The 24,018-nt window shown below is 63.8% G+C and carries 17 protein-coding genes and 1 tRNA gene; 6 read left to right on the top strand and 12 right to left on the bottom strand.

Annotated features, from left to right (window positions below):
* Positions 1–13: 13 nt before the first annotated feature.
* The gene (locus tag NG898_RS03015) at positions 14–1,495 is read right to left on the bottom strand and encodes a DEAD/DEAH box helicase (RefSeq protein ID WP_392397858.1); all 1,482 of its coding nucleotides are present in this window, start codon (positions 1,493–1,495) and stop codon (positions 14–16) included.
* Between the two features lie 251 nt (positions 1,496–1,746).
* On the opposite strand from NG898_RS03015, the gene NG898_RS03010 reads away from it, so the two are divergent.
* Positions 1,747–2,562, top strand: a complete 816-nt coding sequence (locus NG898_RS03010; RefSeq protein WP_045206072.1) for an oxygen-binding di-iron domain-containing protein — start codon at positions 1,747–1,749, stop codon at positions 2,560–2,562.
* Here NG898_RS03010 and NG898_RS03005 read toward each other — a convergent pair.
* Positions 2,546–3,256, bottom strand: coding sequence for a TetR/AcrR family transcriptional regulator (locus NG898_RS03005; RefSeq protein WP_252691020.1), 711 nt, complete (start codon positions 3,254–3,256; stop codon positions 2,546–2,548). The two genes, NG898_RS03010 and NG898_RS03005, sit on opposite strands and share 17 nt — an antisense overlap.
* A 200-nt stretch (positions 3,257–3,456) precedes the next feature.
* Between NG898_RS03005 and NG898_RS03000 the strand changes: the two genes are divergently transcribed.
* The 3 genes from NG898_RS03000 to NG898_RS02990 are packed head-to-tail and all read left to right on the top strand — an operon-like array spanning position 3,457 to position 9,789.
* Positions 3,457–5,160 (top strand): AMP-binding protein, encoded by a 1,704-nt coding sequence (locus NG898_RS03000; protein WP_252691019.1) that lies wholly within the window; start codon positions 3,457–3,459, stop codon positions 5,158–5,160.
* Positions 5,161–5,174: 14 nt separating this feature from the next.
* Positions 5,175–8,486: an acetyl-CoA carboxylase family protein gene (locus NG898_RS02995; protein ID WP_252691018.1), complete on the top strand. Its 3,312-nt coding sequence runs from the start codon at positions 5,175–5,177 to the stop codon at positions 8,484–8,486.
* A gap of 25 nt (positions 8,487–8,511) precedes the next feature.
* Positions 8,512–9,789: a branched-chain amino acid ABC transporter substrate-binding protein gene (locus NG898_RS02990; protein ID WP_252691017.1), complete on the top strand. Its 1,278-nt coding sequence runs from the start codon at positions 8,512–8,514 to the stop codon at positions 9,787–9,789.
* A 15-nt stretch (positions 9,790–9,804) separates the two neighbouring features.
* Here the strand turns inward: NG898_RS02990 and NG898_RS02985 are convergent, their stop codons facing one another.
* The 7 genes from NG898_RS02985 to rpoD all read right to left on the bottom strand — a co-directional run bounded on the left by NG898_RS02985 (position 9,805) and on the right by rpoD (position 18,722).
* Positions 9,805–10,800 carry an MBL fold metallo-hydrolase gene (locus NG898_RS02985; protein WP_252691016.1) on the bottom strand — a complete coding sequence of 332 codons (996 nt, stop codon included), beginning with the start codon at positions 10,798–10,800 and terminating at the stop codon, positions 9,805–9,807.
* A 211-nt stretch (positions 10,801–11,011) separates the two neighbouring features.
* A complete protein-coding gene (locus tag NG898_RS02980) occupies positions 11,012–11,503 on the bottom strand; it encodes a hypothetical protein (RefSeq protein ID WP_092969277.1) in 492 nt (163 codons plus the stop codon).
* Positions 11,504–11,615: 112 nt separating this feature from the next.
* Positions 11,616–12,440, bottom strand: coding sequence for an OmpW/AlkL family protein (locus NG898_RS02975; protein ID WP_252691015.1), 825 nt, complete (start codon positions 12,438–12,440; stop codon positions 11,616–11,618).
* A gap of 74 nt (positions 12,441–12,514) precedes the next feature.
* Positions 12,515–13,774 (bottom strand): DUF2957 domain-containing protein, encoded by a 1,260-nt coding sequence (locus NG898_RS02970; RefSeq protein ID WP_252691014.1) that lies wholly within the window; start codon positions 13,772–13,774, stop codon positions 12,515–12,517.
* A gap of 90 nt (positions 13,775–13,864) precedes the next feature.
* On the bottom strand, positions 13,865–15,460 hold the full coding sequence (locus tag NG898_RS02965) for a DUF2957 domain-containing protein (RefSeq protein WP_252691013.1): 1,596 nt from the start codon (positions 15,458–15,460) through the stop codon (positions 13,865–13,867).
* A 740-nt stretch (positions 15,461–16,200) separates the two neighbouring features.
* Positions 16,201–16,288: transfer RNA gene (locus NG898_RS02960), tRNA-Ile, on the bottom strand.
* A 109-nt stretch (positions 16,289–16,397) separates the two neighbouring features.
* Positions 16,398–18,722, bottom strand: coding sequence for an RNA polymerase sigma factor RpoD (gene rpoD / locus NG898_RS02955; RefSeq protein ID WP_235193145.1), 2,325 nt, complete (start codon positions 18,720–18,722; stop codon positions 16,398–16,400).
* On the opposite strand from rpoD, the gene NG898_RS26165 reads away from it, so the two are divergent.
* Entirely contained in the window at positions 18,715–19,095 is a 381-nt protein-coding gene (locus tag NG898_RS26165) for a hypothetical protein (protein WP_252691012.1), read from the top strand. The two genes, rpoD and NG898_RS26165, sit on opposite strands and share 8 nt — an antisense overlap.
* Positions 19,096–19,203: 108 nt before the next feature.
* On the opposite strand, the gene dnaG is transcribed toward NG898_RS26165, so the two are convergent.
* The 3 genes from dnaG to NG898_RS02935 form a co-directional block, all read right to left on the bottom strand.
* Positions 19,204–21,015 (bottom strand): DNA primase, encoded by a 1,812-nt coding sequence (gene dnaG / locus NG898_RS02945; protein WP_252691011.1) that lies wholly within the window; start codon positions 21,013–21,015, stop codon positions 19,204–19,206.
* 40 nt (positions 21,016–21,055) lie between these two features.
* The gene (locus NG898_RS02940) at positions 21,056–21,505 is read right to left on the bottom strand and encodes a GatB/YqeY domain-containing protein (RefSeq protein WP_065859072.1); all 450 of its coding nucleotides are present in this window, start codon (positions 21,503–21,505) and stop codon (positions 21,056–21,058) included.
* A gap of 132 nt (positions 21,506–21,637) precedes the next feature.
* Positions 21,638–22,861, bottom strand: a complete 1,224-nt coding sequence (locus NG898_RS02935; protein ID WP_252691010.1) for a BaiN/RdsA family NAD(P)/FAD-dependent oxidoreductase — start codon at positions 22,859–22,861, stop codon at positions 21,638–21,640.
* Positions 22,862–22,956: 95 nt separating this feature from the next.
* Between NG898_RS02935 and tsaD the strand changes: the two genes are divergently transcribed.
* Positions 22,957–24,000, top strand: a complete 1,044-nt coding sequence (gene tsaD, locus NG898_RS02930) for a tRNA (adenosine(37)-N6)-threonylcarbamoyltransferase complex transferase subunit TsaD (RefSeq protein WP_252691009.1) — start codon at positions 22,957–22,959, stop codon at positions 23,998–24,000.
* The last annotated feature ends 18 nt before the right edge of the window (positions 24,001–24,018 follow it).

Here is a 24,018-nt window from a genome sequence, read left to right as displayed (position 1 = left end):
TCAGCAGACTGACTTAACGCTTGCGCGGCACGCCACCGAGCAGCGCCGCAATCGGGCGCTTGGCGGTACGCGGATGCCCGGTCGCTTGCGCCGGCTTGGCGGCTTCTGCCGATTCCGCTGGCAGAGACGATTCGTACGGGCGATTGAAGAACGGGTCGTCCGATGGCCGGAAAGGCGGGCGCACGATCGTGTGATCCAACACGCGGGCGCCGTTGCGGTCGTCCCGCTCACGGGCGCGGCGGACCTCACCGCGGGCACGCTTTTCGTCGCGCTCACGGCGTTCACGGTCACGCGCCTGCTCGCCGGTCGGATCAAAGTCAGCCAGTTGCTCGCGCGGCAGGTTTCGCTTGATCAGCTTTTCGATGTCGGCCAGGAAACGCTCATCACCCGGCGCAAACAGCGACAGCGCATCACCCGAAGCACCGGCACGGCCCGTGCGGCCGATACGGTGCACGTAGTCTTCTGCGTTGAACGGGAGGTCGAAGTTGATCACGCACGGCATCTGCGAGATATCGAGACCGCGCGCTGCCACGTCGGTGGCGACCAGCACATCCACGGTACCTTGCTTGAAGGCTTCGAGCGTTTGCATGCGCTCGGTCTGCGTCTTGTCGCCGTGGATGGCGTTGGCGTTGATGCCTTCGCGCTCCAGCGCGCGCGCCAGGCGCGAGCAGCCGATCTTGCTGTTGGAGAACACGATGCACTGGCGCGGCAGGCCTTGCTCTGCTCGCTGGCGCAGCAGATGCACGAGCGCCGCTTGCTTGTGGTTGTCCGGCACCGTGTAGATGACCTGGCGGACGTTCTCTGCCGTGGCGTTGCTGCGTGCCACTTCAATGGTTTGCGGATGACGCAGGTAGCTCGCGGCCAGCTTCTTGATCTCGGGCGAGAAGGTCGCCGAAAACAGCAGCGTCTGGCGGTGCGCCGGCAGCAGGTTGATGATGCGCTGCAGGTCGGGCAGGAAGCCCATGTCGAGCATGCGGTCGGCTTCGTCCAGCACCAGCATGCGCACCTGCGACAGGTTCACGCTGCGCTGCTGCACGTGGTCGAGCAGGCGGCCCGGCGTGGCAACGAGGATTTCCACGCCGCGGCGCAGTTGCTCCGTCTGCGGGTTCATGTCGACACCGCCGAACACGACGGCGCTGCGCAGCGCCGTGTATTTCGCGTACTTGGCAACGTTGTCGTACACCTGGTCCGCAAGCTCGCGCGTAGGCGTGAGAATCAGCGCCCGCACCGGATGACGCGCCGGCGACGCGCTCGTGTTGGCGTCGGGCAGCAGGTTATGGATGATCGGCAGCGAGAAACCGGCGGTCTTGCCGGTGCCGGTTTGCGCCGCGCCCATGACGTCGCGACCGGCAGTTACCACCGGAATGGCGGCCGCCTGAATGGGCGTGGGCTTGGTGTAACCGCTTTCGGTCAGCGCGCGGAGGACGTCCGGATGCAGGCCGAAGCTGTCGAATGTCACCGATTCATTGGCCGGCGCTTCTGACGCTTCAGACATCGTTGCAGTATTCATAGGGGGAGATGCGGCATGCCGGTTGGCATGGCGGCGCGCCAGACCCAAGCGGAAAACCCGCGTGCGGCTCGCGCAAAGCGTTAAAGATCAAGAGTTTATCACGTGAGACTCAGCCCGGGCCGGATGATCGGCCACCCAGGCCAACCCCGGCGTCACACCTGCCTTGACACGGATCAAGTGTGGCCGCCCCGCACTGCGCGACCATCGGAGCATTCCAACCTCGGCTGCGCTCTCCCATGGTCACCACGCTCTATGAAACGCCCGAGCACGTCTGCCTGATGTTTTCTGACCTGGTCGACGATCACGATGACCTGCCTGTGCAGACCAACCAGTTCCTCATCGTCGATCACGGCCACGGCGCGCTGATCGATCCGGGCGGTCAGATGACCTACAACGCGCTGTTTTTGGCGATGAACCGGTACTTTCCGCCCAAGCAGCTCGACTACGTGCTGGCCTCGCATGCAGACCCGGACATCGTCGCCTCGGCGGGCAGGTGGCTAACGAGCTCGAGCTGCGACATCCTGATCTCGCGCGTGTGGGAACGCTTTCTGCCCCACTTCTGCAGCGTCGGCAAGACCGAAGGCCGCATCGTGCCGATTCCGGACACGGGCATGGCGATTCCGCTGGGGCAATCGCATCTGCTGGCGGTGCCGGCGCATTTCCTGCATTCGGAAGGCAATTTCCAGTTCTACGATCCGGTGTCGCGCATCCTGTTCTCAGGCGATCTGGGGGCGTCGATGGTGCACGCCAATGTGGCCGCCAAGCCCGTGGAAGATTTTGATGCGCACCTGCCGCTGATGGCGCCCTTCCACCGTCGCTACATGAGCGGCAACCGCGTGTGCCGGCTGTGGGCGCAGATGGTGCGGGGGCTCGATATTGAATGGATCGTGCCGCAGCATGGCCAAGCCTTCCATGGCAAAGCCATGGTCAACCGGTTCATCGACTGGGTTGAGACGCTCGACTGCGGCATCGACTTGATGACGCCCGAAGTCTTCCGCCTGCCTGCGTTACCGAAGGCGCCGGCCGGCGCGACGCTCAAGACGCGCGTTTAACGCCAGATGCCGGAGCGGCCGGCAGAATGATCTTCATCATGGCGCTCGACAGCTCGTGCGCCAGCACGCCGGCGTCGATGCGCGACGGATCGTGCCACGTATACATGAACCCCATCACGCCGCCCATCGAGTGCGCCGCGACGCGCGCATCGCCAAAGTCGAACACGCCGGCGCGTTTTCCCTCGTCGAGCAGCGCATAGAGATCGCGGTAATACGCCCGCGACATGCCGTGCAGCCACTCCACCGTTTCGGGGCGCAGGTATTGCCGATCGCGATACGTCAGCGCCGCGGCGTAGTGGCAGTCGATGCAACGACGCGCCATTTCCAGCAGACACGCCTGCAGACGCTCCCGCACGGGTAGAGCCGGGTCGGCGGTCTCACGGATGGCCGACAGGCACACCTGTGCGGCCTCGCGACACAGAATGTCGAAGATCTCGTACTTGTCGGTGAAGTAGTAGTACACCGCCGGTTTGGTCACGCCGAGCGCGTTGCACAGGTCGCTCATCGTCATGCCGGCATAGCCCTTGGTGAAGAAGAGCTGCGCGGCTGTGTCGAGAATCTGCCGGCGGCGGGCCTCTTGCCGCTCGGCGATGTGCGGGCGCGTGGCCGGCGGTGTGACGCCGGGAGCTTCGGGCGCCTCGGTTTCAGCAGGCGGTTGCACGTCGGGAACGGCAGGTTTGCGGACGGTGGACATGGCGCATATTTTCGCATGTCGCCCGCGTATGCGCCGTCGCATACACGCATCTTGGCGACATCACTGTCTCAAATGCTTGACGCATCAAAGAACGCTTTCTATATTCTTACCCGTTGGTATAAAAAATTACTTTCCAGTATAGATAGTGCGGCGCCGCCGTGCGCACGCACTGCACAACCCAACGGAGACAAGCTTTGGCGATGGACGAGTCCGAGTATCTCGGCCGCGTTCGCGCGCTCTGGGCGCGCGCATGGCCGGTCGATACCCCCCGCGAGCCGCATTACCCGATCGGGCGCGCCGCCCTCACCGACTATCTACGGCACTGGGCGCGCACCACGCCAGACAAGCCGGCCATCCACTTCTATGGGCACGACACGACGTTCGCCCAGCTCGACGATCTCTCCGACCGCTTCGCCGCGCTGCTCGCGCAACACGGCATTGGCGCGGGCGACCGCGTTGCGGTGTTCCTTTCGAACTGCCCGCAATTCAATGCGGTGTTTTTCGGCATTCTCAAGCTGGGCGCAGTGTATGTGCCGATCAGCCCCCTGTCGCAGCGGGCGGAGTTGATGCATGCGCTGAGCGACGCGACACCGCGCACCATCGTCACGCTCGATCGCCTCATGCCGCTGGTGCGTGACGTGCGCGCCGAAACATCGATCGAGCACATCTTCGTCACCCGTTACGCAGACGTGCTGCCCGTACAGCCGACGCTGCCGCTCCCGGCAATGCTGACCGAGCCGCCGCTGGCCTGCGACGATGCAATCGACTTGTTGCCCACATTGGCACAGACCACGCCGATCCCCTTGCCTCCTGCCTCACTCGATGCAGTTGCCGCGCTCAACTACACCGGCGGCACGACGGGGCTGCCCAAGGGCTGCATCCATACGCAGGGCGACATGGTGGATATGGCTGCCGCGTTCTCAGCCGTGTCGCTGCGCGCGGATGCCGACACCGTCATGCTCAGCTTCTATCCGCAATTCTGGATTGCCGGTGAGAACACGGGGCTGATCTTCCCTGCCTTCCTTGGCGTGCCGCTGGTGTTGCTCGCTCGATGGGATGCGAAGGCCTTCATGGCTGGCGTGCAGCGCTACCGCGTGACCAATGGCTCGATGCTTGTCGACAGCGCGGCCGAGGTGATGGCACATCCGCGTGTGCATGCGTACGACTTACGCTCGCTGCGGCATACGGGCGTGTCGTCATTCGTGAAAAAGCTCAACCCCGAATACCGCCGAGCGTGGCGTGAACTGACCGGCTCGATGATGGCCGAGAGCGCCTGGGGCATGACGGAAACGCAGACCTGCAACAGCTTCACGGTCGGCATGCAGGACGACGATTTCGACCTGCGATCGCAACCGATTTTCGTCGGGTTGCCGGTGCCGGGCACCGACTTCAAGATTTGCGATTTCGACACGCACGAATTGATGCCGATCGGCGCCGAAGGCGAACTCTGCGTGCGCACGCCGACGCTGCTCAAAGGCTACTGGAACAAGCCAGACGCCACCGCGCAAACCCTGCGCAACGGCTGGTTCCACACCGGCGACATCGGCTGCATCGACGAACAGGGTTATGTCCACTATCTGGGCCGCCGCAAGGAGATGCTCAAGGTCAATGGCATGAGCGTGTTTCCGGCCGAGATCGAAGCCATGCTCGGCAAGCATCCGGCCATCCTCGGTTCTGCCGTGGTGGGCCGCGCCGACGAACAACGCGGCCAGCTTCCCGTCGCCTTCGTGATGCTGCGGCCCGAGGCCGTCGGCACATTGGATGACGCCGCCCTCACCAGTTGGTGCCGCGAGAACATGGCCGTCTACAAGGTGCCCATCGTGCGCATCGTCGACGCCCTGCCACTCACGGCCACCGGCAAGGTGCGCAAGCAGGACCTCGCACCACTCGCTGAACAGCTCTAACCCACGCCCGCTCCATGACGTTTCGCAAACTGCTGATCGCCAATCGCGGCGAGATCGCCATTCGCATTGCCCGCGCAGCCGCCACGATAGGCTTGCCGTCCGTCGCTGTTTATTCCGAAGACGATCGCGACGCGCTGCATCCACTGCGCGCCGATGAAGCTGTGCCCTTGCCCGGCACCGGTCCGCGCGCATATCTCGACGGTGCGGACATCCTCGCTGCTGCACGCGCTGTCGGCGCCGATGCGGTGCATCCCGGCTATGGCTTCCTGAGCGAGAACGCTGCCTTCGCACGCCAGTGCGCGCAGGCCAGCATGCAGTTCATCGGACCGTCACCGCGCGTGCTCGATCTCTTTGGCGACAAGGCACGCGCGCGGGCACTTGCGCACGAGGCCGGCGTTCCCGTCGTCAGCGGCACGCAAGGCGCGACCACGCTTAAAGATGCGCGCGCCTTCTTCGCCGCGCTGCCGCCCTCGCACGGCATGATGATCAAGGCCGTGGCCGGCGGCGGCGGACGCGGCATGCGCGCCGTGCACGATGCGCAAGCGATTGCCGACGCGTATGCCCGCTGCGTCTCGGAAGCCACCGCCGCGGGTGGTGGCGGCGACGTCTATGTGGAAGCACTCGTGCCCGCACCGCGCCATATCGAAATCCAGATCGTTGCAGACGCACATGGCCACGTTGTGCACCTCGGTGAGCGTGAATGCAGCCTGCAGCGCCGTCACCAGAAGCTGATCGAGATCGCGCCCAGCCCCGCGTTGGACGAGGCCCTGCGCACGCGCATCGCTGACGCTGCCGTCACGCTCGCCAAAGCGGCGGGTTACACCGGCATTGGCACATTCGAGTTCCTCGTGGAAGGCGCGGGCACGCCGCACGCCACGTTCTACTTCATGGAAGCCAACCCGCGCGTGCAAGTCGAGCACACCGTCACGGAGATGGTGACGGGCGTCGACCTGGTGATGACGCAACTGGCCCTGGCGCAAGGTGCTTCGCTCGCCGATCTGGGGCTTGCCCGGCCGATCGCCCCTCGCGGCCACGCCGTGCAAGTGCGGATCAATGCCGAGACGATTGATGCATCCGGACAGCCGCATCCGTCTACCGGCACGCTCACCGCATTCGAACCACCCAATGGCCCTGGCGTGCGCGTCGACACCTGCGGTTATGCGGGCTACCGTCCGAACCCGCGCTTTGATTCGCTGCTGGCCAAATTGATCGTCCACGCGCCGCACGGCACATATGCGCAGACGCTGGCACAGACGTATCGCGCGCTGTGCGAATTCCGCATCGAAGGGCTGGCCACCAACAAGCGGCTGCTGCAAGACTTGCTGCGCGACGCCGACGTGCAGGCCAACGCTGTGCACACACAGTTCCTCGATGCGAAGCTCGCCGAATTGGCCGCTGGCAATGGCGAAGCCCATCCCGCGCTGCACGCCACATCGGTCGCAACCACCGACCTCACGCCCTCAACATCATTCGTCGACGAGCTTCCTGACGATGCGGAAATCCTCACCGCGCCAATGGATGGCGCGCTCATTCAGATCCACGCGGAAGCCGGCGCCGTGGTTGCGCGCGGTGACGTGCTGGCCGTGATCGAAGCAATGAAGATGGAGCACGTCATCATCGCGCCCGCGGCCGGACGCGTGTTGCAGGTCTGCGCTCAGCCGGGCGCAACGGTGCGCGAGGGCCAGCCGCTGGCCGTGCTCCAGCTTGGCGAAGCCCAACACGACGACGCCGCAGCCGACGCAGAGATCGACCTCGACCACATTCGCCCCGACCTGCAGGCCGTCATCGACCGCTATGCATTCGGCCTCGACGCGAACCGCCCGGATGCCGTTGCCCGCCGTCGCAAGACCGGCCAGCGCACCGCGCGCGAGAACATCGACCACTTGTGCGACGCCGGCTCATTCATCGAGTACGGCGCGCTCGCCATCGCCGCGCAACGTCAACGCCGCGCGCTCGATGACTTGATTCGCGCCACACCGGCTGACGGCATCATCACCGGCATTGGCACCGTCAACGGCGCGCACTTCCCGGATCAGGACGCGCGCTGCATGGTGCTCGCGTACGACTACACCGTGCTGGCCGGCACGCAAGGCACCTTCAACCACAAGAAGACCGACCGCGCGCTGGAGCTGGCGCAGCAATGGAAGCTGCCCGTTGTGCTGTTTGCCGAAGGCGGCGGCGGCCGGCCGGGCGACACCGAAAAGCGCGGCGTCAGCGGCCTCGACTGCCCCACCTTCATTCACTTCGCGCGCCTCTCGGGGCTGGTACCGACGGTCGGCATCGTGTCGGGCCGATGCTTTGCGGGCAATGCCGCGCTGCTGGGCTGCGCTGACGTGATCATCGCAACGCGCGACGCCACCATCGGCATGGGCGGTCCGGCCATGATCGAAGGCGGCGGCCTGGGTGTCTATGCGCCCGAAGAGGTCGGCCCCGTGAGCGTGCAGGCGCCCAATGGCGTGATCGATGTCCTGGTCGAAAACGAAACCGAAGCCGTGGATGTCGCACGCCGTTACCTGAGCTATTTCCAGGGCCCGCTCGCCCACTGGGAAGCCGGCGACGTGCGCCACCTGCGCCACGCGATTCCCGAAAACCGCATGCGCAGCTACGACATGCGCTCCGTGATCGATGCGTTGGCCGACACAGGTTCGGTTCTGGAATTGCGGCAAGCCTTTGGCGTGGGCATCATCACCGCGCTGATCCGTATCGAAGGCCGCGCCTTCGGCTGCATCGCCAACAACCCGCGCCACCTGGGCGGCGCCATTGATTCTGCAGCGGCGGACAAGGCATCGCGCTTCATGCAGCTGTGCAACGCATTCGACCTGCCCATCGTCTCGCTGTGCGACACACCAGGTTTCATGGTCGGACCGGAGGCGGAAAAGACGGCCACCGTACGCCACGTCAGCCGCATGTTCGTGACGGCGGGCAACCTGCGCGTGCCCTTCTTCACCGTCGTGCTGCGCAAAGGCTACGGCCTGGGGGCGATGGCCATGGCGGCAGGTGGTTTCCACGCGCCGTTCTTCACCGCGTCGTGGCCCAGCGGCGAGTTTGGCGGCATGGGCATCGAAGGCGCCATCCGGCTGGGTTACCGCAAAGAGCTGGAAGCGGTGGAAGACCTGGCAGAGCGCGAGGCGCTGTTCCGCAAGATGGTCGATGCCGCCTACGAGGAAGGCCGTGCGCTCAACATCGCCAGCTATCTCGAAATCGACGCCGTGATCGACCCGGCCGATACGCGTCGCTGGCTGTTGCGCGGGCTGCAATCGACACCGCCTGCGCAGCCGCGGCACGCGCGCGACCCAGCCACGCGCCGCTTCATCGACACCTGGTAGACGAGAACACACACAAGGAGGAGACATGCCCGCAGTGATCCGCTTTGCCCGTCCCTTGTCCGCGTTGGCTTGTGCAGGTGCGCTCTCGTGCGCACCACTGGCCTACGCCGTCGACCCGGCCCCGATCAAGGTAGCGTTCATCGATCAACTGAGCGGGCCGCTCTCGAATGTGGGCGAGCAGTTTCTGGCGAATCTGAAACTCGGCATCGACGACGCCAACGCACAACCGCAGGGCGTGCTGAACGGTGCCCGCTACGAGCTGTCGACCTATGACAACAAGCTGTCGGCGCAAGACAGTTTGTCGGCCCTGCAGAGCGCCATCGACGCGGGGGCGAAGATCGTCTTCACCGGCGGCTCGGGCTCATCCGTGGTGGCCGCCATGGTGGATGCCGCCACCAAGCACAACGAGCGCAATCCAACCAAGCGCGTGCTGATCATCAATTACGCGTCGATCGATCCCGACCTGACCGGCGCGCATTGCAGCTTCTGGCACTTCGCCACCGAAGCCAACACCGCGATGAAGATGCGCGCACTGGCCAATTTTGTGAAAACGCAGCCCGATATCCGCAAGGTCTACTCGCTGAACCAGGACTACGCGCACGGGCGGCTGTGGGCATCATTGGGCAAGCAGATGATCTCGGCCGCGCGGCCCGACGTGCAGTTCACCGGAGAGACGCTGCACCCGATCGGCAAGGTGAAGGACTTCGCGCCTTACGTCTCGAAGGCCAAGGCGACGGGCGCTGACACACTCCTCACCGGCAACTGGGGGCAAGACCTGAACCTGCTCATCAAGGCTGCTGGCGACATGAGCTACGACGTGCGCTATCTGAACCACAGCGGCGCGGGCGCCCCGGGCACCGTGCTGGCAGTGTCGCAGGCCAAGATCGGCAAGGTGACGTGGGTTTCGGAATGGACGCCCGGCAACGGCAACGCGCAACTGATGCAGATGGATGCGCGCGTGCGGCAGACGCCCGCCGGCGAACACTTCGCCCCGCGCACCGTGTTGTCCGTCGAACTCTTGACGGACGCCATCCGCAAAGCCAATTCCACCGATCCGCTGAAGATTGCGCTCGCGCTGGAAGGCATGCAGAAGCAGAGCTTTCTCGGCGACGTCACGATGCGCAAGGTCGATCACCAGTTGCTGCTGCCGCAGGTGGTATCGACGATCGCACCGGTGGACGGGAAGACCGTCAAGGTTGGCTACGACGGCACCCAATGGGGCCACAAAACCGAGAGCGCAACCCCGGCCAAAGACCTGGACCTGCCGACCACTTGCAAGATGAAGCGACCGGCAGGCGCCTGACGGACCAATCGACGATCAGTCAGCGCGGTCCGTGCGCAGCGGACCGTACTCGATCGGCACCCAGGCGAAGGCGTTGCCGTCGCGGCGCACGTGCCCCAGGCCCGGGAACGGCAGATGTGCGCCTGCCACCCAAAGCTTGTCCCGCGCGGCTTCCCCAAACAGCTTGCGGCGCGAGGCAACAGCAGCTTTCTTGTCGACGTCGTATTCGAACGCGACCTCCGGGTGCTGGAACTGCACGGCGTGGCTGTGCACGATGTCGCCCCACACTAGCAGACTGTGTCCCTTTGATGCAAACAGGTAACCGCTGTGCCCTGGGGTATGCCCGTTGGCGACCACCGAGCGTACGCCCGGCACGACCTCGTCGCCCGGCTTGAATTGCTTGAGCTTACCCGCGGCGGCATATGGCGCCACCGAGTCGCGCGCCATCTTGAAGAACGGTTGCATGTCGGTCGGCTTGGAAGCGGCAATCGTTTCGCTCAGCCAGAAATCGGCTTCCGGCGCGGCCACATACACCTGCGCGTTCGGGAAGGCCGGCTGGCCTTGCGGCGTCAACAGGCCGCACGCGTGGTCCGGATGCAAGTGCGTCAGCAGCACGGCGTCGATCTGCTCCGGCTGGTAACCGGACGCACGGACGTTGCCCGCCAGGCCGCCCATCGTCGGGCCAAAGCACGTGCCAGAACCCGTATCGACAAGGATGCGCTTGGCGCCCGTGTCGATCAGGAAGCCGTTCACCGCCGTCTGCATGCCCGGCGTATTCGATACGAACATCCGCGCCAGCAGGCTCTGCACCGATTGCGCATTCAGGCCAATCAAGGTCTTGGCCGGCAGATCGGTGTAGCCGTCGTAGAGGGCGGTCACAACGTCATCGCCCAGCGCCATGCGGTAATAGCCGGGCACCTGGGTGCGTTGTTGCGTAGCGGGGGCGGCTACGCCTGATGCAGATTGGGCGTGGGCAAATCCGATAGACGCCGCCATCGCGGCGGCCACGGCGGCAGAGGTGAGCAAACGCATGTCTTGGCTCCTGGGAAAGACCGCTGCCCCGGTGCAGCGGCAAAAGCCGGATCATGCCACCGCCGCAGCACTTTGCATTGCCGCCATTGGCGACAGGGGTATTGCCCAGAGAGAAATACGTGCCCCAAAAGAAACAAGGCCCGACATGCCGGGCCCATGCTTCAGACCAATCGACGGCGGCTGCGCAACCGGCCGTTAACCGGGTACGTGCTTATTGCACGTGGAACTTCGGCGTGGATACCACCGTGCCGCTCACCGTGCAGTCCGGTGTGAGCAGTGCGTTGGTGAACGTGAGCGACGAGTTCGGGTCATTCCAGGCGGTCACGACCTTGCTGGGGCCACAGCTGCCCAGCAGGAACACGCTGACCCCTGCGTTGTTGATCGACAGCTGGGTGGTGCTGTCGGCCTGGCCGGTCCACGGGGTCGTTCCCGAGATAAGGCCGCACGTCCCACCGCCGGTAAACGATGTGGACGTGATGTTGACGATGCCCGAAGGCGTGATCGTACCGGTGAAGGTCGCTGTGCAATTGGCGCTGATGGAGCCTTTGGACAACGTGGTCTGGCCGGTGACCGAGAATGGCTCGCCATTCGGGTTCATCGGTTGACCATCGACACGCGAAACGGTGACGGCAAGTGCGGGTGTGGCTGCTACGGTGGCAAGTGCGAGTGCAACTGCAAGAGATACGACTTTACGTGTGCTCATTTATTGCCTCACTAGAACTGACGGTAGAAACCGCCTTAAGAATGCGGCGCAAACCGGTTCCCGCTCGATTCACGCCGCGCCAATTAGCCAGGCGCAGACAGCCGACACCCAGCTAAAACTTGTACGACACCCCGACGAACGTGATGATCGGATTGGCCTTGAGCGTGGTCTTGGTGGTCGCCAGCGTGGTCCCGTCCGCCGCCTTGATGACGGTTGCCGCTTCGGTCTTGAGTGGCAGATACGAGACCGTTGCCGTCAATGCCCATTGCTTGTTGATCGCGTAGCTCGCCCCCAGGTTGAAGATCGGCGCCCACGACGACGACGATTTCCCTTCCACATACGTCGGCCCCGGCTTGCCCGCCCCCGCTGCCAGCACGCTACCCAGTTCGCGATTCACCGCCGCCGCAAAGTACGGATTCAGCTCGATGTTGGTGAAGAAGCTGTAGACCACACCCACACCAACGAACGGACGGAACGTCGACTGCGCGTGCCCGAAGTACCACTGCAGGATGACCCCCGGGCTCCATTGGCGCGCCTTGCGCACGGCCGGCTGATTGGATGGATCGTCCAGATCGACGTGACCGAGTGCGCCTGCGGGCCCGGGCGCGCGGATCACGCCGTGCCCGGTCAGCTTGAATTCGGGCGGCACGCCGGCAATCGTCGTCAGCGCAATGTTGTCGGTAAAGAAATGCGTGAGCGTCAGGCCCAGCGTGTTGGCGTTGCTCACCCGCAGCCCGCTGTTGGGCGACGTGAAGCTACCCGGCAAGCGCAGCGGATCATTGATCGGCGCATTGATCACGCTGGTGGTCAGGTTGTTGCTCGAGTCCTGCGGCATGATGTGGAACCAGCCCACCGTCGCCACGTTGTCACCGGCCTGCTGCGCCATGGCCCCTGCGGATGCGCAGGCCGCCACCAATGCGACAGTCAGTTTCTTCATGATGCTTCCTCCTGTTGTTCTGAGCGGAGCGCGGTGGTCTGTGCCGCGCCCCGTGGCGTGTTATTCCGAAAACGTCACTGCACGAAGGCGCCCACCGTGAAGTACGGGTTCTTCGTATCGCTCATATCCAGGAAGCCGAAGGTCTTGCCGGTGAAGATCAGCTTGCCCGTCGGGGCCGAGCCGGCCGGTGCGCTGGTCTGCGTGGTGCGGATCACGCCCAGGACGGTCTGCGTGAAGTCGAGGTTTAGCGGTCGCGTCAGCGCTGCCTGCGATGCGTTGAACGGATCGAGCATCGTGGCCTGCGCACCCACCAGCGCCGTCGCGCGGTAGTTGAACGTGCTGTCCACACCGGTGTATTCGCCGTCTTGCGAGCCCTGCGCGATGTTGCCGACCGGCGCCATCATCGAGATGCCGGACTCGTCGTCCGCCACCGGCGGACCAGCCGTCAGATCGGAGTTGGCTGCGCCCACGCGAATGAAGATCGGCACAAGCTGGCCATACAACTTGCCCACGATCATCACGCCCTTGCCCGCTTTGGCCGGATCGAGCGACGACACCGTTGCCGGCACCTGCGGCTGATAGTTCAGCGTGGTGAAGGCCGGCGCATCGCCGCGCAGCGTCAGCTTCTGGTTGACCGTCGCGCTTGACGTCAGGCAGGCCCCGCCATTCTTCACGCCCAGGTTGTCGCACTCGGTGTAGGTGCCGTCCGCGTTGATGGTGAAACGCGCGTCGACCGCCTGCTGCGAGAAGCTCTGCGACGGCACCTGGTGGTAGCCGAGTTGGTTGTAGTTGCCCGCGATCTTGTTCAGATCGGTCTCGGTGTTCGAGAAGCTGATGAACGGGTAATACGGGAACGTAGTTTGCGGAATCTTGCCCACGCCAACGATGCCGTCGAACTGGATCGTCGCTCCCGGGATCGTGCCGCCCAGCACGCCCTGACCGAGGAAGAACCGTGCAGGCCGGCTCGGATCAAGGCTTGCGTTATTCAGGCGGAATGCGCACTGGTTCAGCTTCTCGGTGGGCAGCGCCGTCTCTTGCGTGAGCGTGCCGGTCTGCACGTTGTTGGGGGCCGTATCGCGCGTGGGAGCGACGGTGCCCGTCTTGACCGGAATCGGCGAGGCCAGATACGTGATCTGGTACGTCATCTTCGTCGTGTCGAGCTGCACCTTCACCAGTTCACCCGAGCCCGACCCACCGGTGAACACGGTGTTGTAGTCGATGGCCTGCGGACACAGGCGCTGGATCACCGGAGCCGGCGAATCATCTCCGCCACCTCCGCAAGCTGTCACCATCGGCGCGCACGCGAGCACGACCAACCATTTACGCCATTGCATTTGCGTCTCCTCCATGTTGTTGTTCAGCCGCGGCAGCGCAGCGTGCACACGTCACGCACGCCGCCGCATGTGGTTTCGTAGCTGCGCGCTTCACTGGACGAATGCGCCGACCGTGAAGAACGGGTTGTACTTGTTGTTGTTCATGAGCATTGCGTACACGTTGCCCACCTTGACGGCCACGCCGGTGTCGCCCGCCTTGAACAACGCGACGTTGCCGCTGGCGCCTTGCGCGTTGAAGTCGTTCTGCGCGGTCACGATCAGCTTGCCCGGCGAGGTTTGCGTGTAGTCCAGGCCGAACTGCGCCGTCACACGCGAGGTGAGCGGGTTGATGAAGGCCGCGGTGCCGTTCTGGAACAGCGTGGAGGTGTAGTTGGCGGCCAGCGTCGACACGGCCGTGCCATCGCTGCAGTTGCCGGCATTGGCGTGGAAGAAGCCACCGCTAAATGAGCCCGACAGTTCCGGGTGATCGATCGTCGCGTTCAAGCCGTTGCCACTGGCAGGCGCACCGCTCGGACCATTGTTGGTGACCACGCCGCAAGCCGAGCCGCTGGTCGCCCCAACATAGCCACCCTTGAGCGCGTTGGCCGGGATCGCCGTCGCGGGCGAAAGGATCGAGATACCGATCTGGTCATCCGCCACCGAAGCCAGCAGGTTCGTCGCATCGCTATGCGAGTAGCCGACACGGATCACCACCGGCACCACCTGCCCGTTCAGCTTGCCTGCGATGAGAATGCCCTTGGCCTGGCTTGGCGCCAGCAGCACCAGCGGCGAGACCTGGCCGACATACGGATACGGCACGCTGCCGCTCGTCGGGTTGCTGACAAACACGTTGTCCTGCGAGCCGTCGGCGTTCTGACGCAGCGTCCATGGGGTGCCCGTCGTATGGCAGGAGTAATCGATACCTTCCGCAGTACACGTGCCATCGGCATTCAACGTTTGCGTCCAGTTGACGGCATCAGGTTGCCAGCCTTGCGGCGCCGAGGTCTGGCTGCCCGAACCCGTGGGCGTGACATGCACACCGACCTGGTTGTAGCGCCCCGCCACCTGCGAGAAATCCGTCACTGTCTCGGAGAAGCCCAGGAACGGATAGAAATCGAACGTGCGCGACGGCACTGCGCCAATCACGACGCCTGGAATCGGCTGAATGCCGGCAAATTGGATGGTGGCCCCCGGAATGCCGCCACCCACAATGCCCTGGCCAACAAACAGCATCGGCGGGTCTTGCGGATTGACGGTGATCGCGTAGCTGTTGTCGGCCGTCTTGCCCGACTGGAGCACGAAAGCGCAGCGGTTCTGCTCAGGGGTCGGCAAGTTGGTCGGATGGACGAACGTACCGTCGATGGTCAACCCTTTGCGCGTCGTATTGACCTGGCCCGCCGATGTGGGCACCGACGACTCCAGGAACTGCATCTGGTACGTGTTCTTGCTCGTGTCGAACTTGACCTTGATGTACTCACCGCTGCCCGAGCCGCCGGTGTACGTGGTCGTGTAGTCCAGCGCCGCCGGGCACAGACTGGTCGGCGTGCTGGGTGTGGTGACCGCTCCACTAGGCGGGCAGGAACTGCCCGAACACTGCGCAACATCCGACGAGCCGGGGTCGTCCGCCCCACCGCACCCGCCAATGAATGGCATGGCCACTATGCAACTGGTTGCCATGACAACAAAAAGATGACGTCGACTACCCATGGTTGTCTCCTCACGTTTTGGAACTTGTTGTGTTTTGGGCCGGCGAATGTGTGCAACAGCCGGTCAATACCCCCGCCTGTCGGCAAACGACAGCCGACAGCGCACGACCTGCCCCGTCGGCAGATCGACTTGCGAACTACAAAAGCGACGGACGAGCTTTGGTTGCGTTACCCGATGGTTTGCCGGGTATCACGCAGATCGGCTGGGTGCCGATCCCAAGAAATCGAGGTAACGCTGCTAGCGTGAACGAGCCGCGCCACCGCTGCTGCAGTGACAACGATGGCGATGACGCGCGGGGGCACGCGCAGAAGCGGAATGCTGGAAGGGCCCGTTTTGAATGCGTAACATCCTGTGTCTCCGAAGGATACGCTACTGGCTATTTGCTTATCGTTATGGCCGAAACTATGGTCCGCTCAGAGTATGAAGTAAATAGAGATTTCATTCAAAACAGCGGCTGCAATCCCCCGCGCAAGCAGGCGCGGCGCGGTCTGACGGTTTTTCAAACGAGGGAATGAAACGGTTTCGTTTGAAGCGTTTTAAACTCCCCCCTCCGGTTGGGGGGAATGACGGCGCAATACGGCGTTATTCAATTATTTCGAAATGAATATATTTCGCCAAAACCCACCTAGGTAGCAAAATACGATCCCGCGACAATAGCGCGCGCAAAGGCGAGAGAAAGCCGCCAGATAAAAAACGGCACGCAAACGCGGATGAAGGGAAAAAGGCGGGAAAGGAAAAGATGGTGGGCCGGGTGGGATTCGAACCCACGGTGTCCTTTCGGAGGCGGATTATGAGTCCGCTGCCTGCAACCAGCACGGCGTCCGGCCCCGTGAAACGGGAAAAAAAAGAGACCCGGCGCTTAGGCCGGGCCTGGTGCGGGATTTTACCTGAAAGTGGGCGCAAGCCCACTCGGAAAATCGCCTGCTTCGCTACAGAATCAGCTGCCTTCCAGGAAGCTCTTCAGCTTGTCGGAACGGCTCGGATGACGCAGCTTGCGCAGTGCCTTCGCTTCGATCTGACGGATACGCTCGCGGGTCACGTCGAACTGCTTGCCGACTTCTTCCAGCGTGTGGTCGGTGCTCATTTCGATACCGAAGCGCATGCGCAGCACCTTGGCTTCGCGCGGCGTCAGCGAATCGAGCACGTCCTTCACCACGCCGCGCATGGAGCCATGCAGCGCCGCTTCGGCCGGGGCCAGCGTGTTCGTGTCCTCGATGAAATCGCCCAGATGGGAGTCGTCGTCGTCACCGATCGGCGTTTCCATGGAGATCGGCTCCTTCGCGATCTTCATGATCTTGCGGATCTTGTCTTCCGGCATCTCCATCTTCTCGGCCAGAGTTGCGGGATCCGGCTCGTTGCCGGTTTCCTGCAGGATCTGACGCGAGATGCGGTTCATCTTGTTGATCGTCTCGATCATGTGCACCGGAATACGGATGGTGCGCGCCTGATCGGCGATCGAACGCGTAATGGCCTGGCGGATCCACCACGTGGCGTACGTCGAGAATTTGTAGCCGCGACGGTATTCGAACTTGTCCACGGCCTTCATCAGGCCGATGTTGCCTTCCTGGATCAGGTCGAGGAACTGCAGACCGCGGTTCGTGTACTTCTTGGCGATCGAGATCACCAGACGCAGGTTGGCCTCGGTCATCTCACGCTTGGCCTCACGGGCACGGCGCTCGCCTTCCGACATCTTGCGATTGACGTCCTTCAGCTCGGTCAGCGGCAGCACCACGCGCGCCTGCAGGTCGATCAGCTTTTGCTGCAGTTCGTGCACGGCCGGCACGTTACGCTCAACGATGGTGCTGTACGGCTTGCCGTCAGCCACCACGGTCTCGATCCACTTCAGGTTCGTCTCGTTGCCCGGGAAGCGCGCAACGAAGTCGCCGCGCGGCATACCGCACTTGTCGACCACGATGTTCAGGATGGCGCGCTCGAGCTTGCGCACTTCGTCCACCTGGCCGCGCAGCGTGTCGCACAGGCGCTCGACGTTACGTGCCGTAAAGCGGATCGTCATCAGCTCGGCCTGGATGGCTTCCTGTGCCTTCACGTAAGGCTTGGACTTGTAGCCTTCCTTCTCGAAAGCACGACGCATCTTGTCGAACTGCTCGCCGATCACACCAAACTTCACCAGCGCAGCCTGCTTGAGCTCTTCGAGTTGACGGGCCGAGGCTGCGGCAGCGCCGGCGCCTTCATCGTCCTCGTCTTCCTCTTCGTCGCCCTCTTCTGCGGCTTCCTCTTCCTCGAATTCCTCTTCTTCCTCAGCAGCAGCGGCTGCATCGGCTTCAGCGTTCGGGTCGATCAAGCCATCGATGTACTCGTCGATCTTGGCTTCGTCGTTGGCCACGCGCTCGCCCATGGCGAGGATTTCGGAAATGGTGACCGGGCACGCCGAGATCGCCATGACCATGTCCTTCAGGCCGGCTTCGATGCGCTTGGCGATCACGATTTCGCCTTCGCGCGTCAGCAGCTCGACCGTGCCCATTTCGCGCATGTACATGCGGACCGGGTCGGTCGTGCGGCCGAATTCGGAATCAACCGTCGACAGCGCGGCTTCAGCTTCTTCTTCAGCCTCTTCTTCCGTGGTCACGGAAGGTGCGTTGTCGTTCAGGAGCAGCGTTTCAGCGTCCGGCGCCTGCTCGTACACGGCAACGCCGATGTCGTTGAGCGTGGCGACCAACGTTTCCAGCGACTCCACGTCGACCATGTCGTCGGGAAGGTGGTCGTTGATTTCGGCGTAGGTCAGGTAGCCGCGCGATTTGCCCAGCTTGATCAGCGCCTTGAGCTTCTGGCGGCGGGCCTCGAGCTCTTCTTCCGAACCGCCTTGCTGCGAGGCAGCGAATTCCTTGAGCAGGGCTTTTTCCTTGGCCTTGCGGTCACGGGCCTTCAGCTTTTCGGTTTTCGGTGCCGGAGCGGCGGGGGTGTCAAATTCTTCAGTCACGTCCGTGCTGCTGTCGTCGTCTGCCTGCGTCTCTGCCTTGGGCTTGCGGCCGCGCTTCTTGGGCTCGGCTGCTGCCTCGGCGCGGGGCGCAGGAGGAGTTGTGGGGGTGGCCTCTGCCTGGGCGGTGCGCTTGGTGTCTTCCGCGGTTGCCTTAGCTGGCTTGGCTGCGGTGCTGGTACGAGCGGTACCCGTCTTGGTTGCGCTTGCGCTGGCAGTGGTCTGCTTGCTCTCGACTTCGGTAACTTTCGATTTCGCCACGGTGGTTGTCTTGCCCTTGAGTGCGACGGAAGCGGCTGTGCCGCCAGGTCTGGCGCTCGTGCTCATCGACGTCGAGACCTTGCCTGAGGTTGAAGATTGGATCGCGCCCTTTGTGCGCGCTGTCGGTTTGACAGTCTTGGCAGCGACGGCGATATCGGCGGTCTGGCGCGGCTGGGTTTTCCCCGTCTTTGCCGGCGCAGTGGCCTTCACCCCTGTCGATCCTGCCTGCCCTATATGGGTCCGACCATTCGCGACTTTCGCCGTTCCCGCTGGTGTCTTTCCTCCTCCGGAGCCGCGCGCCGATGAGGATCGCTTGGCAGAAACAGAAGCAGGACTGGCCTTGGAACCGGCCTTCGCGGAGGTCTTCACCTTCACCATGGGCACGCTCACTCCCCCAAAAATGGGAAAAAGGACTTGCAATCCAAACCGGCTATTCTAGCACGCCAGACCAAGCCGGTCTAAACGAAAATCGGGTTTTCGCCTGAAAAATCAAGGGGCTACCCGCAATTGCCCGCCCCGCTTGGAGCTTGGCGCTGCGGCTTATGCGCTACACAAGCTGCCGACGGCGGCTGATTTCGCCCACCAGCCAGCGCATGCGCTCCTTGTCGTCATCGCCGGCATGGCCGGCTTCCATCTTCCGCTGCAACAATTCCAGCTCGCGCTTAAGTGGCTCGGCCAGCATCTTTTGCACGGCGGTATCGAATTCGGAAATGGCCGGCTCCAGCTCGATGTCATCCTGGAGCACGGCGGTGCGCAGCCCGGCAAAAGCTTCGGCATAGGGCGTCTGTTCCAGGCGCTCGACAAAGGCTCCGAAGTGCACTTCCGGACCCACAGCGTCGCATTCTGCCAGCAGCCCCGCCAATACCTCACCTTGGGGCAATTGCGGCGCAGTCAACTGGGTGCGGGCATCAGCGTCGAGCCGTGCGGCCAGTGCGGGATAGCGCATCAGGAGGCGCAGCACCTTCTGCTCCAGCGCAGTGGGTGCTGTGCGCGCCACGCGGGGTCGCTTCTGCGTCATGCGGCCTGCTTGGGCCGGGTCGCTGCGAAGGCCACATAGCGCTTCGATGTCGGCGGGCGTGGTGCCGGTCATGTCGGCCAAGCCACGCACGATCTGCAGGCGCAGGCCGCCGGCGGGCATGGCGCTCAGCAGCGGCTTGGCTTCGTATTGGGCGCGAGCACGACCCTCGGGTTGACGCAGGTCGAGGTCTTCGGTCACGGCCTGCAGCAGGAAGCGCGACAGCGGCATGGCGTTGTGCACTTCACGGGCAAAGGCTTCGGTGCCCTCTTCCCGCACGAAGCTGTCCGGATCGTGTTCGGAGGGCAGGAAGAGGAACTTGATCGTCTTGTTGTCGGTAGCGTGCGGCAGACACGCTTCGAGCGCACGACGTGCAGCGCGGCGCCCCGCACTGTCCCCGTCGAACGAGAAGATGACGGTATCGACCTGCCGCAGCAGCTTCTGCACGTGGACGGGCGTGCAGGCCGTGCCCAGCGTCGCCACCGCATTGGCAAACCCGAGCTGCGCCAGCGCGACGACGTCCATGTAGCCTTCCACGACCAGCACATAGTCGAACTCGCGGATGGCGTTGCGCGCCTCGAACAGGCCGTACAGCTCGGTTCCCTTGCTGAACAGCGGCGTTTCGGGAGAGTTGAGATATTTCGGTTCGCCCTGCCCCAGCACCCGGCCGCCGAAGCCGATCACCACGCCCTTGGTATTGCGGATGGGGAACATGATGCGATCGCGAAAGCGGTCGTACCGGCGGTGCGAGCCATCGGCGCTGGTCTTTTCGCTTTCGATGACGAGCCCGGCCTCAATGAGCGGTCCAGCGGTGGCGTCTTCGCGATACGGACCGAACACGGCTTCGAGCGATTGCCAGTCGTCCGGCGCATAGCCGAGGCCAAAGTGCGCGGCGATCTCGCCGGTCAGGCCCCGGCCTTTGAGATATTGGATGGCGTTGGGTGCACTTCGCAATTGTTTGCGGTAGTGCTCGCAGGCGCGGGCCATGACGTCGCCCAGTGCGACGGTCTTGGCTTGCTGCTCGGCGCGGGCAGCGGGCGGCAAGCCACCGCGTTCTTCGGGCACCACCATGCCGACGGACTGCGCGAGGTCCTTGATGGCCTCGACGTACGACTGCCCAGAAAACTCCATCAGGAAGCCAATGGCCGAGCCGTGCGCGCCGCAGCCGAAGCAGTGATAGAACTGCTTGGTGGGCGACACCGAGAACGACGGCGACTTCTCGTTATGGAAGGGGCATAGCCCCATGAAGTTGGCACCGCCCTTCTTCAACTGCACGTAACGGCCCACCACGTCGACGATATCGACGCGGTTGAGCAGGTCGTCAATGAACGGCTGCGGGATCACGCGGGGTGCGCCCCTTGGATGCTACGAGTGTGGAGGGGATTCAGGCGCCGGTCAGGGCGGCCTTCACGCGTGCCGAGACTTGCGTCATGTCGGCGCGGCCGGCCAGGGCCGGCTTGAGGATGCCCATCACCTTGCCCATGTCTTGCGGGCCAGTTGCGCCGGCCTTGGCCACGGCGTCACGCACCGCGGCGTCGACTTCGGCTTCCGACAGTTGTGCAGGCATATAGACCTGTAGCACGGCCACCTCTGCCGCTTCCTTGGCGACGAGATCGTCACGGCCGGCTTGCTCGAATGCGGTGATGGAATCCTTGCGCTGCTTCAGCATCTTGTCGATCACGGCCAGCACGGCAGCGTCATCCAGTTCGATGCGCTCATCCACCTCGCGCTGCTTGATGGCGGCCTGCAACAGGCGGATCGTGCCCAGACGATCCGTTTCCTTGGCGCGCATTGCGGCCTTCATGTCTTCCGTGATCTGTGCCTTGAGGGACAACTGCGACATTCCGAACTCCGATAAACGGCAAAACCCGCTTGGACGGTGGGCCCAGCGGGTTGCAAACTTTGAAAAATGGATCACTGATCGTAGCACAGAACCCAAACAGTTCCAGGACCGATCCGTGGGGGATTAGCAGGCGGAGGCAGCCTCGCCTGCCGCCACGGCAGACGCCCACGCCCACTGGAAGTTGTAGCCGCCAAGCCAGCCCGTCACGTCGACCACCTCGCCGATGAAGTACAGGCCGGGCGCCGATTGGGCCTCCATGGTGGCCGATGACAGCGCCCGCGTGTCGACCCCGCCGCGCGTGACTTCAGCCTTGCGATAGCCTTCACTGCCGGACGGTGTCAGCTCCCAGCGGTTGAGCGCGGCGCCCAGCACGCGCAGCACCTTGTCCGGCAACTCGGCAATCGGCGTATGCGGGTTGGCACCGTGCGTGGCGCACCAGGCCTGCGCGACGCGTTCCGGCAAGCGCTGCGCCAGCACCGTCCCGAGCTGCTTGCGTGAACCCGACTTCTCACCGCACAGCCACTGCGCCGCGTCAGCGTCCGGCAGCAGATCGACGACAAGCGGCTGGCCCGAATTCCAGAAACTGGAGATCTGCAGAATGGCCGGTCCCGACAGCCCGCGATGGGTCAGCAGCAAGTCTTCGCGGAACGTCGTCGCGCCCCCCTTGCGACCAGCTTTGCCCGACGGCTGCGCCACGGTCACGTCCACCTCCATCGACACGCCGGACAATGCCGAGAATGGCGCCCAATGCTCGGCATTGAAGGTGAGCGGCACCAGTGCCGGATGCGTCTCAACGATCTTCAAGCCAAACTGCCGCGCAATGCGATACCCGAAATCCGTCGCACCGATCTTCGGAATCGACAGGCCGCCCGTGGCGATCACCACCTTGTTGGCGATGATCTCGCCTGCGCTGGTCGACAGACGATATGCCTCGCCGTCCTTGCCGATTTCAGCGATGGAGCAGCCGGTTCGCCAGATCACGTTGCCCCGCTCGCATTCGGTTTCGAGCATGCGGATGATGTCTTCCGCGCTGTCGTCGCAGAAGAGCTGGCCCTTGTGCTTCTCGTGATACGGAATGCGGTAGCTGGAAACGAGACTGATGAAATCCTGGGCCGTGTACCGCGCCAGCGCCGAACGGCTGAAGTGCGGATTGTTCGACAGGTAGTTGGCCGGCCCCGCGTTGATGTTGGTGAAGTTGCAGCGGCCGCCGCCAGAGATGCGAATCTTCTCGGCCAGTTTCGTTGCGTGATCGATCAGCACAACGCGGGCGCCGCGCTGCCCGGCCACAGCCGCGCACATCATCCCGGCCGCGCCCGCGCCGATCACCGCTACATCGCACCGCATCATGATGGCTGCGCCGCCTTATTCTTGAAGAAACCGCGCATTTTAACTTGTGCTATCTTCGGCGGCCTTCCCATTGCAATTCCTCACTCCCGCTTGCCATGCTGGTCCTCGGCATCGAATCCTCCTGTGACGAAACCGGCGTCGCCCTGTACGACACGGCGGCTGGCCTGCGTGCGCATGCGCTGTATTCGCAGATCGCCATGCACCGCGAATACGGCGGTGTGGTGCCCGAGCTGGCCTCGCGCGATCACATCCGCCGCGTAATTCCGCTGCTCGAAGAGGTGCTCGGCAACGCCGGCGCCACGCGCGCGGACATCGACGCCATTGCCTATACAAAAGGGCCAGGACTTGCCGGCGCGCTGCTGGTGGGCGCTTCGGTGGCCAATGCGCTGGCATTTGCGCTCGGCAAACCGCTGGTAGGCGTGCATCACCTGGAGGGGCATCTGCTTTCGCCCCTGCTGGAGGCAGAGCGGCCCGAGTTTCCGTTCCTGGCACTGCTCGTCTCGGGCGGGCATACGCAGCTGATGCGCGTCGATGCCGTCGGCCAGTACACGCTGCTCGGCGAGACGCTCGACGATGCCGCCGGCGAAGCCTTCGACAAGACCGCCAAGCTGCTCGGCCTCGGCTATCCGGGCGGCCCTGCCGTGTCGCGCTTGGCCGAATTCGGCAACCCGGGCGTATTCGACCTGCCTCGGCCGATGCTCCATTCGGGCAACTTCGATTTCTCGTTCGCGGGCCTCAAGACCGCGGTGCTCACGCAGGTGCGCAAGCTCAACCTGACCGACAGCGAGACCTGCTACCAGCCACGCGCCGACCTTGCTCGCGCGTTTGTAGACGCCATCGTTGAAGTGCTCGTCAAGAAGACGCTGCGCGCGGCACGCGAGCATGGCCTCAAGCGCATCGTCGTAGCCGGTGGCGTGGGCGCCAACCGCCAGTTGCGCGATGGCCTGAACGCCGAGGGCAAAAAGCGCGGCTTGCGCGTCTATTACCCCGACCTGCAGTTCTGCACCGATAACGGCGCGATGATCGCTTTTGCCGGCGCGATGCGGCTGCAGGCAGACCCCACTCAGGTGCAGGACGGCTACGGCTACGGCGTGACGCCACGCTGGGACCTCGAAGACATCCGTATCCAGCCAGCATGAAAAAAGCCGCTCGGTTGA

The sequence above is a fragment of the Ralstonia mojiangensis genome, assembly GCF_023955645.1.
In the GTDB taxonomy this organism is placed as follows: domain Bacteria; phylum Pseudomonadota; class Gammaproteobacteria; order Burkholderiales; family Burkholderiaceae; genus Ralstonia; species Ralstonia mojiangensis.
The sequence above is the reverse complement of the archived record's forward strand: the minus strand, read 5'-3'. Positions and strand labels throughout refer to the sequence as shown.

Coding starts and splice junctions, on each gene's coding strand:
- rpoD (WP_235193145.1), bottom strand. CDS start 18,722: ATGAGCACGAGCGCCAGACCTGGCGGCACAGCCGCTTCCGTCGCACTC.
- NG898_RS02995 (WP_252691018.1), top strand. CDS start 5,175: ATGACGTTTCGCAAACTGCTGATCGCCAATCGCGGCGAGATCGCCATT.
- NG898_RS02975 (WP_252691015.1), bottom strand. CDS start 12,440: ATGAAGAAACTGACTGTCGCATTGGTGGCGGCCTGCGCATCCGCAGGG.
- NG898_RS03005 (WP_252691020.1), bottom strand. CDS start 3,256: ATGTCCACCGTCCGCAAACCTGCCGTTCCCGACGTGCAACCGCCTGCT.
- NG898_RS02985 (WP_252691016.1), bottom strand. CDS start 10,800: ATGCGTTTGCTCACCTCTGCCGCCGTGGCCGCCGCGATGGCGGCGTCT.
- NG898_RS03015 (WP_392397858.1), bottom strand. CDS start 1,495: ATGTCTGAAGCGTCAGAAGCGCCGGCCAATGAATCGGTGACATTCGAC.
- NG898_RS02965 (WP_252691013.1), bottom strand. CDS start 15,460: ATGGGTAGTCGACGTCATCTTTTTGTTGTCATGGCAACCAGTTGCATA.
- NG898_RS02980 (WP_092969277.1), bottom strand. CDS start 11,503: ATGAGCACACGTAAAGTCGTATCTCTTGCAGTTGCACTCGCACTTGCC.
- NG898_RS03000 (WP_252691019.1), top strand. CDS start 3,457: ATGGACGAGTCCGAGTATCTCGGCCGCGTTCGCGCGCTCTGGGCGCGC.
- tsaD (WP_252691009.1), top strand. CDS start 22,957: ATGCTGGTCCTCGGCATCGAATCCTCCTGTGACGAAACCGGCGTCGCC.
- NG898_RS03010 (WP_045206072.1), top strand. CDS start 1,747: ATGGTCACCACGCTCTATGAAACGCCCGAGCACGTCTGCCTGATGTTT.
- NG898_RS02970 (WP_252691014.1), bottom strand. CDS start 13,774: ATGCAATGGCGTAAATGGTTGGTCGTGCTCGCGTGCGCGCCGATGGTG.
- NG898_RS02935 (WP_252691010.1), bottom strand. CDS start 22,861: ATGATGCGGTGCGATGTAGCGGTGATCGGCGCGGGCGCGGCCGGGATG.
- NG898_RS02990 (WP_252691017.1), top strand. CDS start 8,512: ATGCCCGCAGTGATCCGCTTTGCCCGTCCCTTGTCCGCGTTGGCTTGT.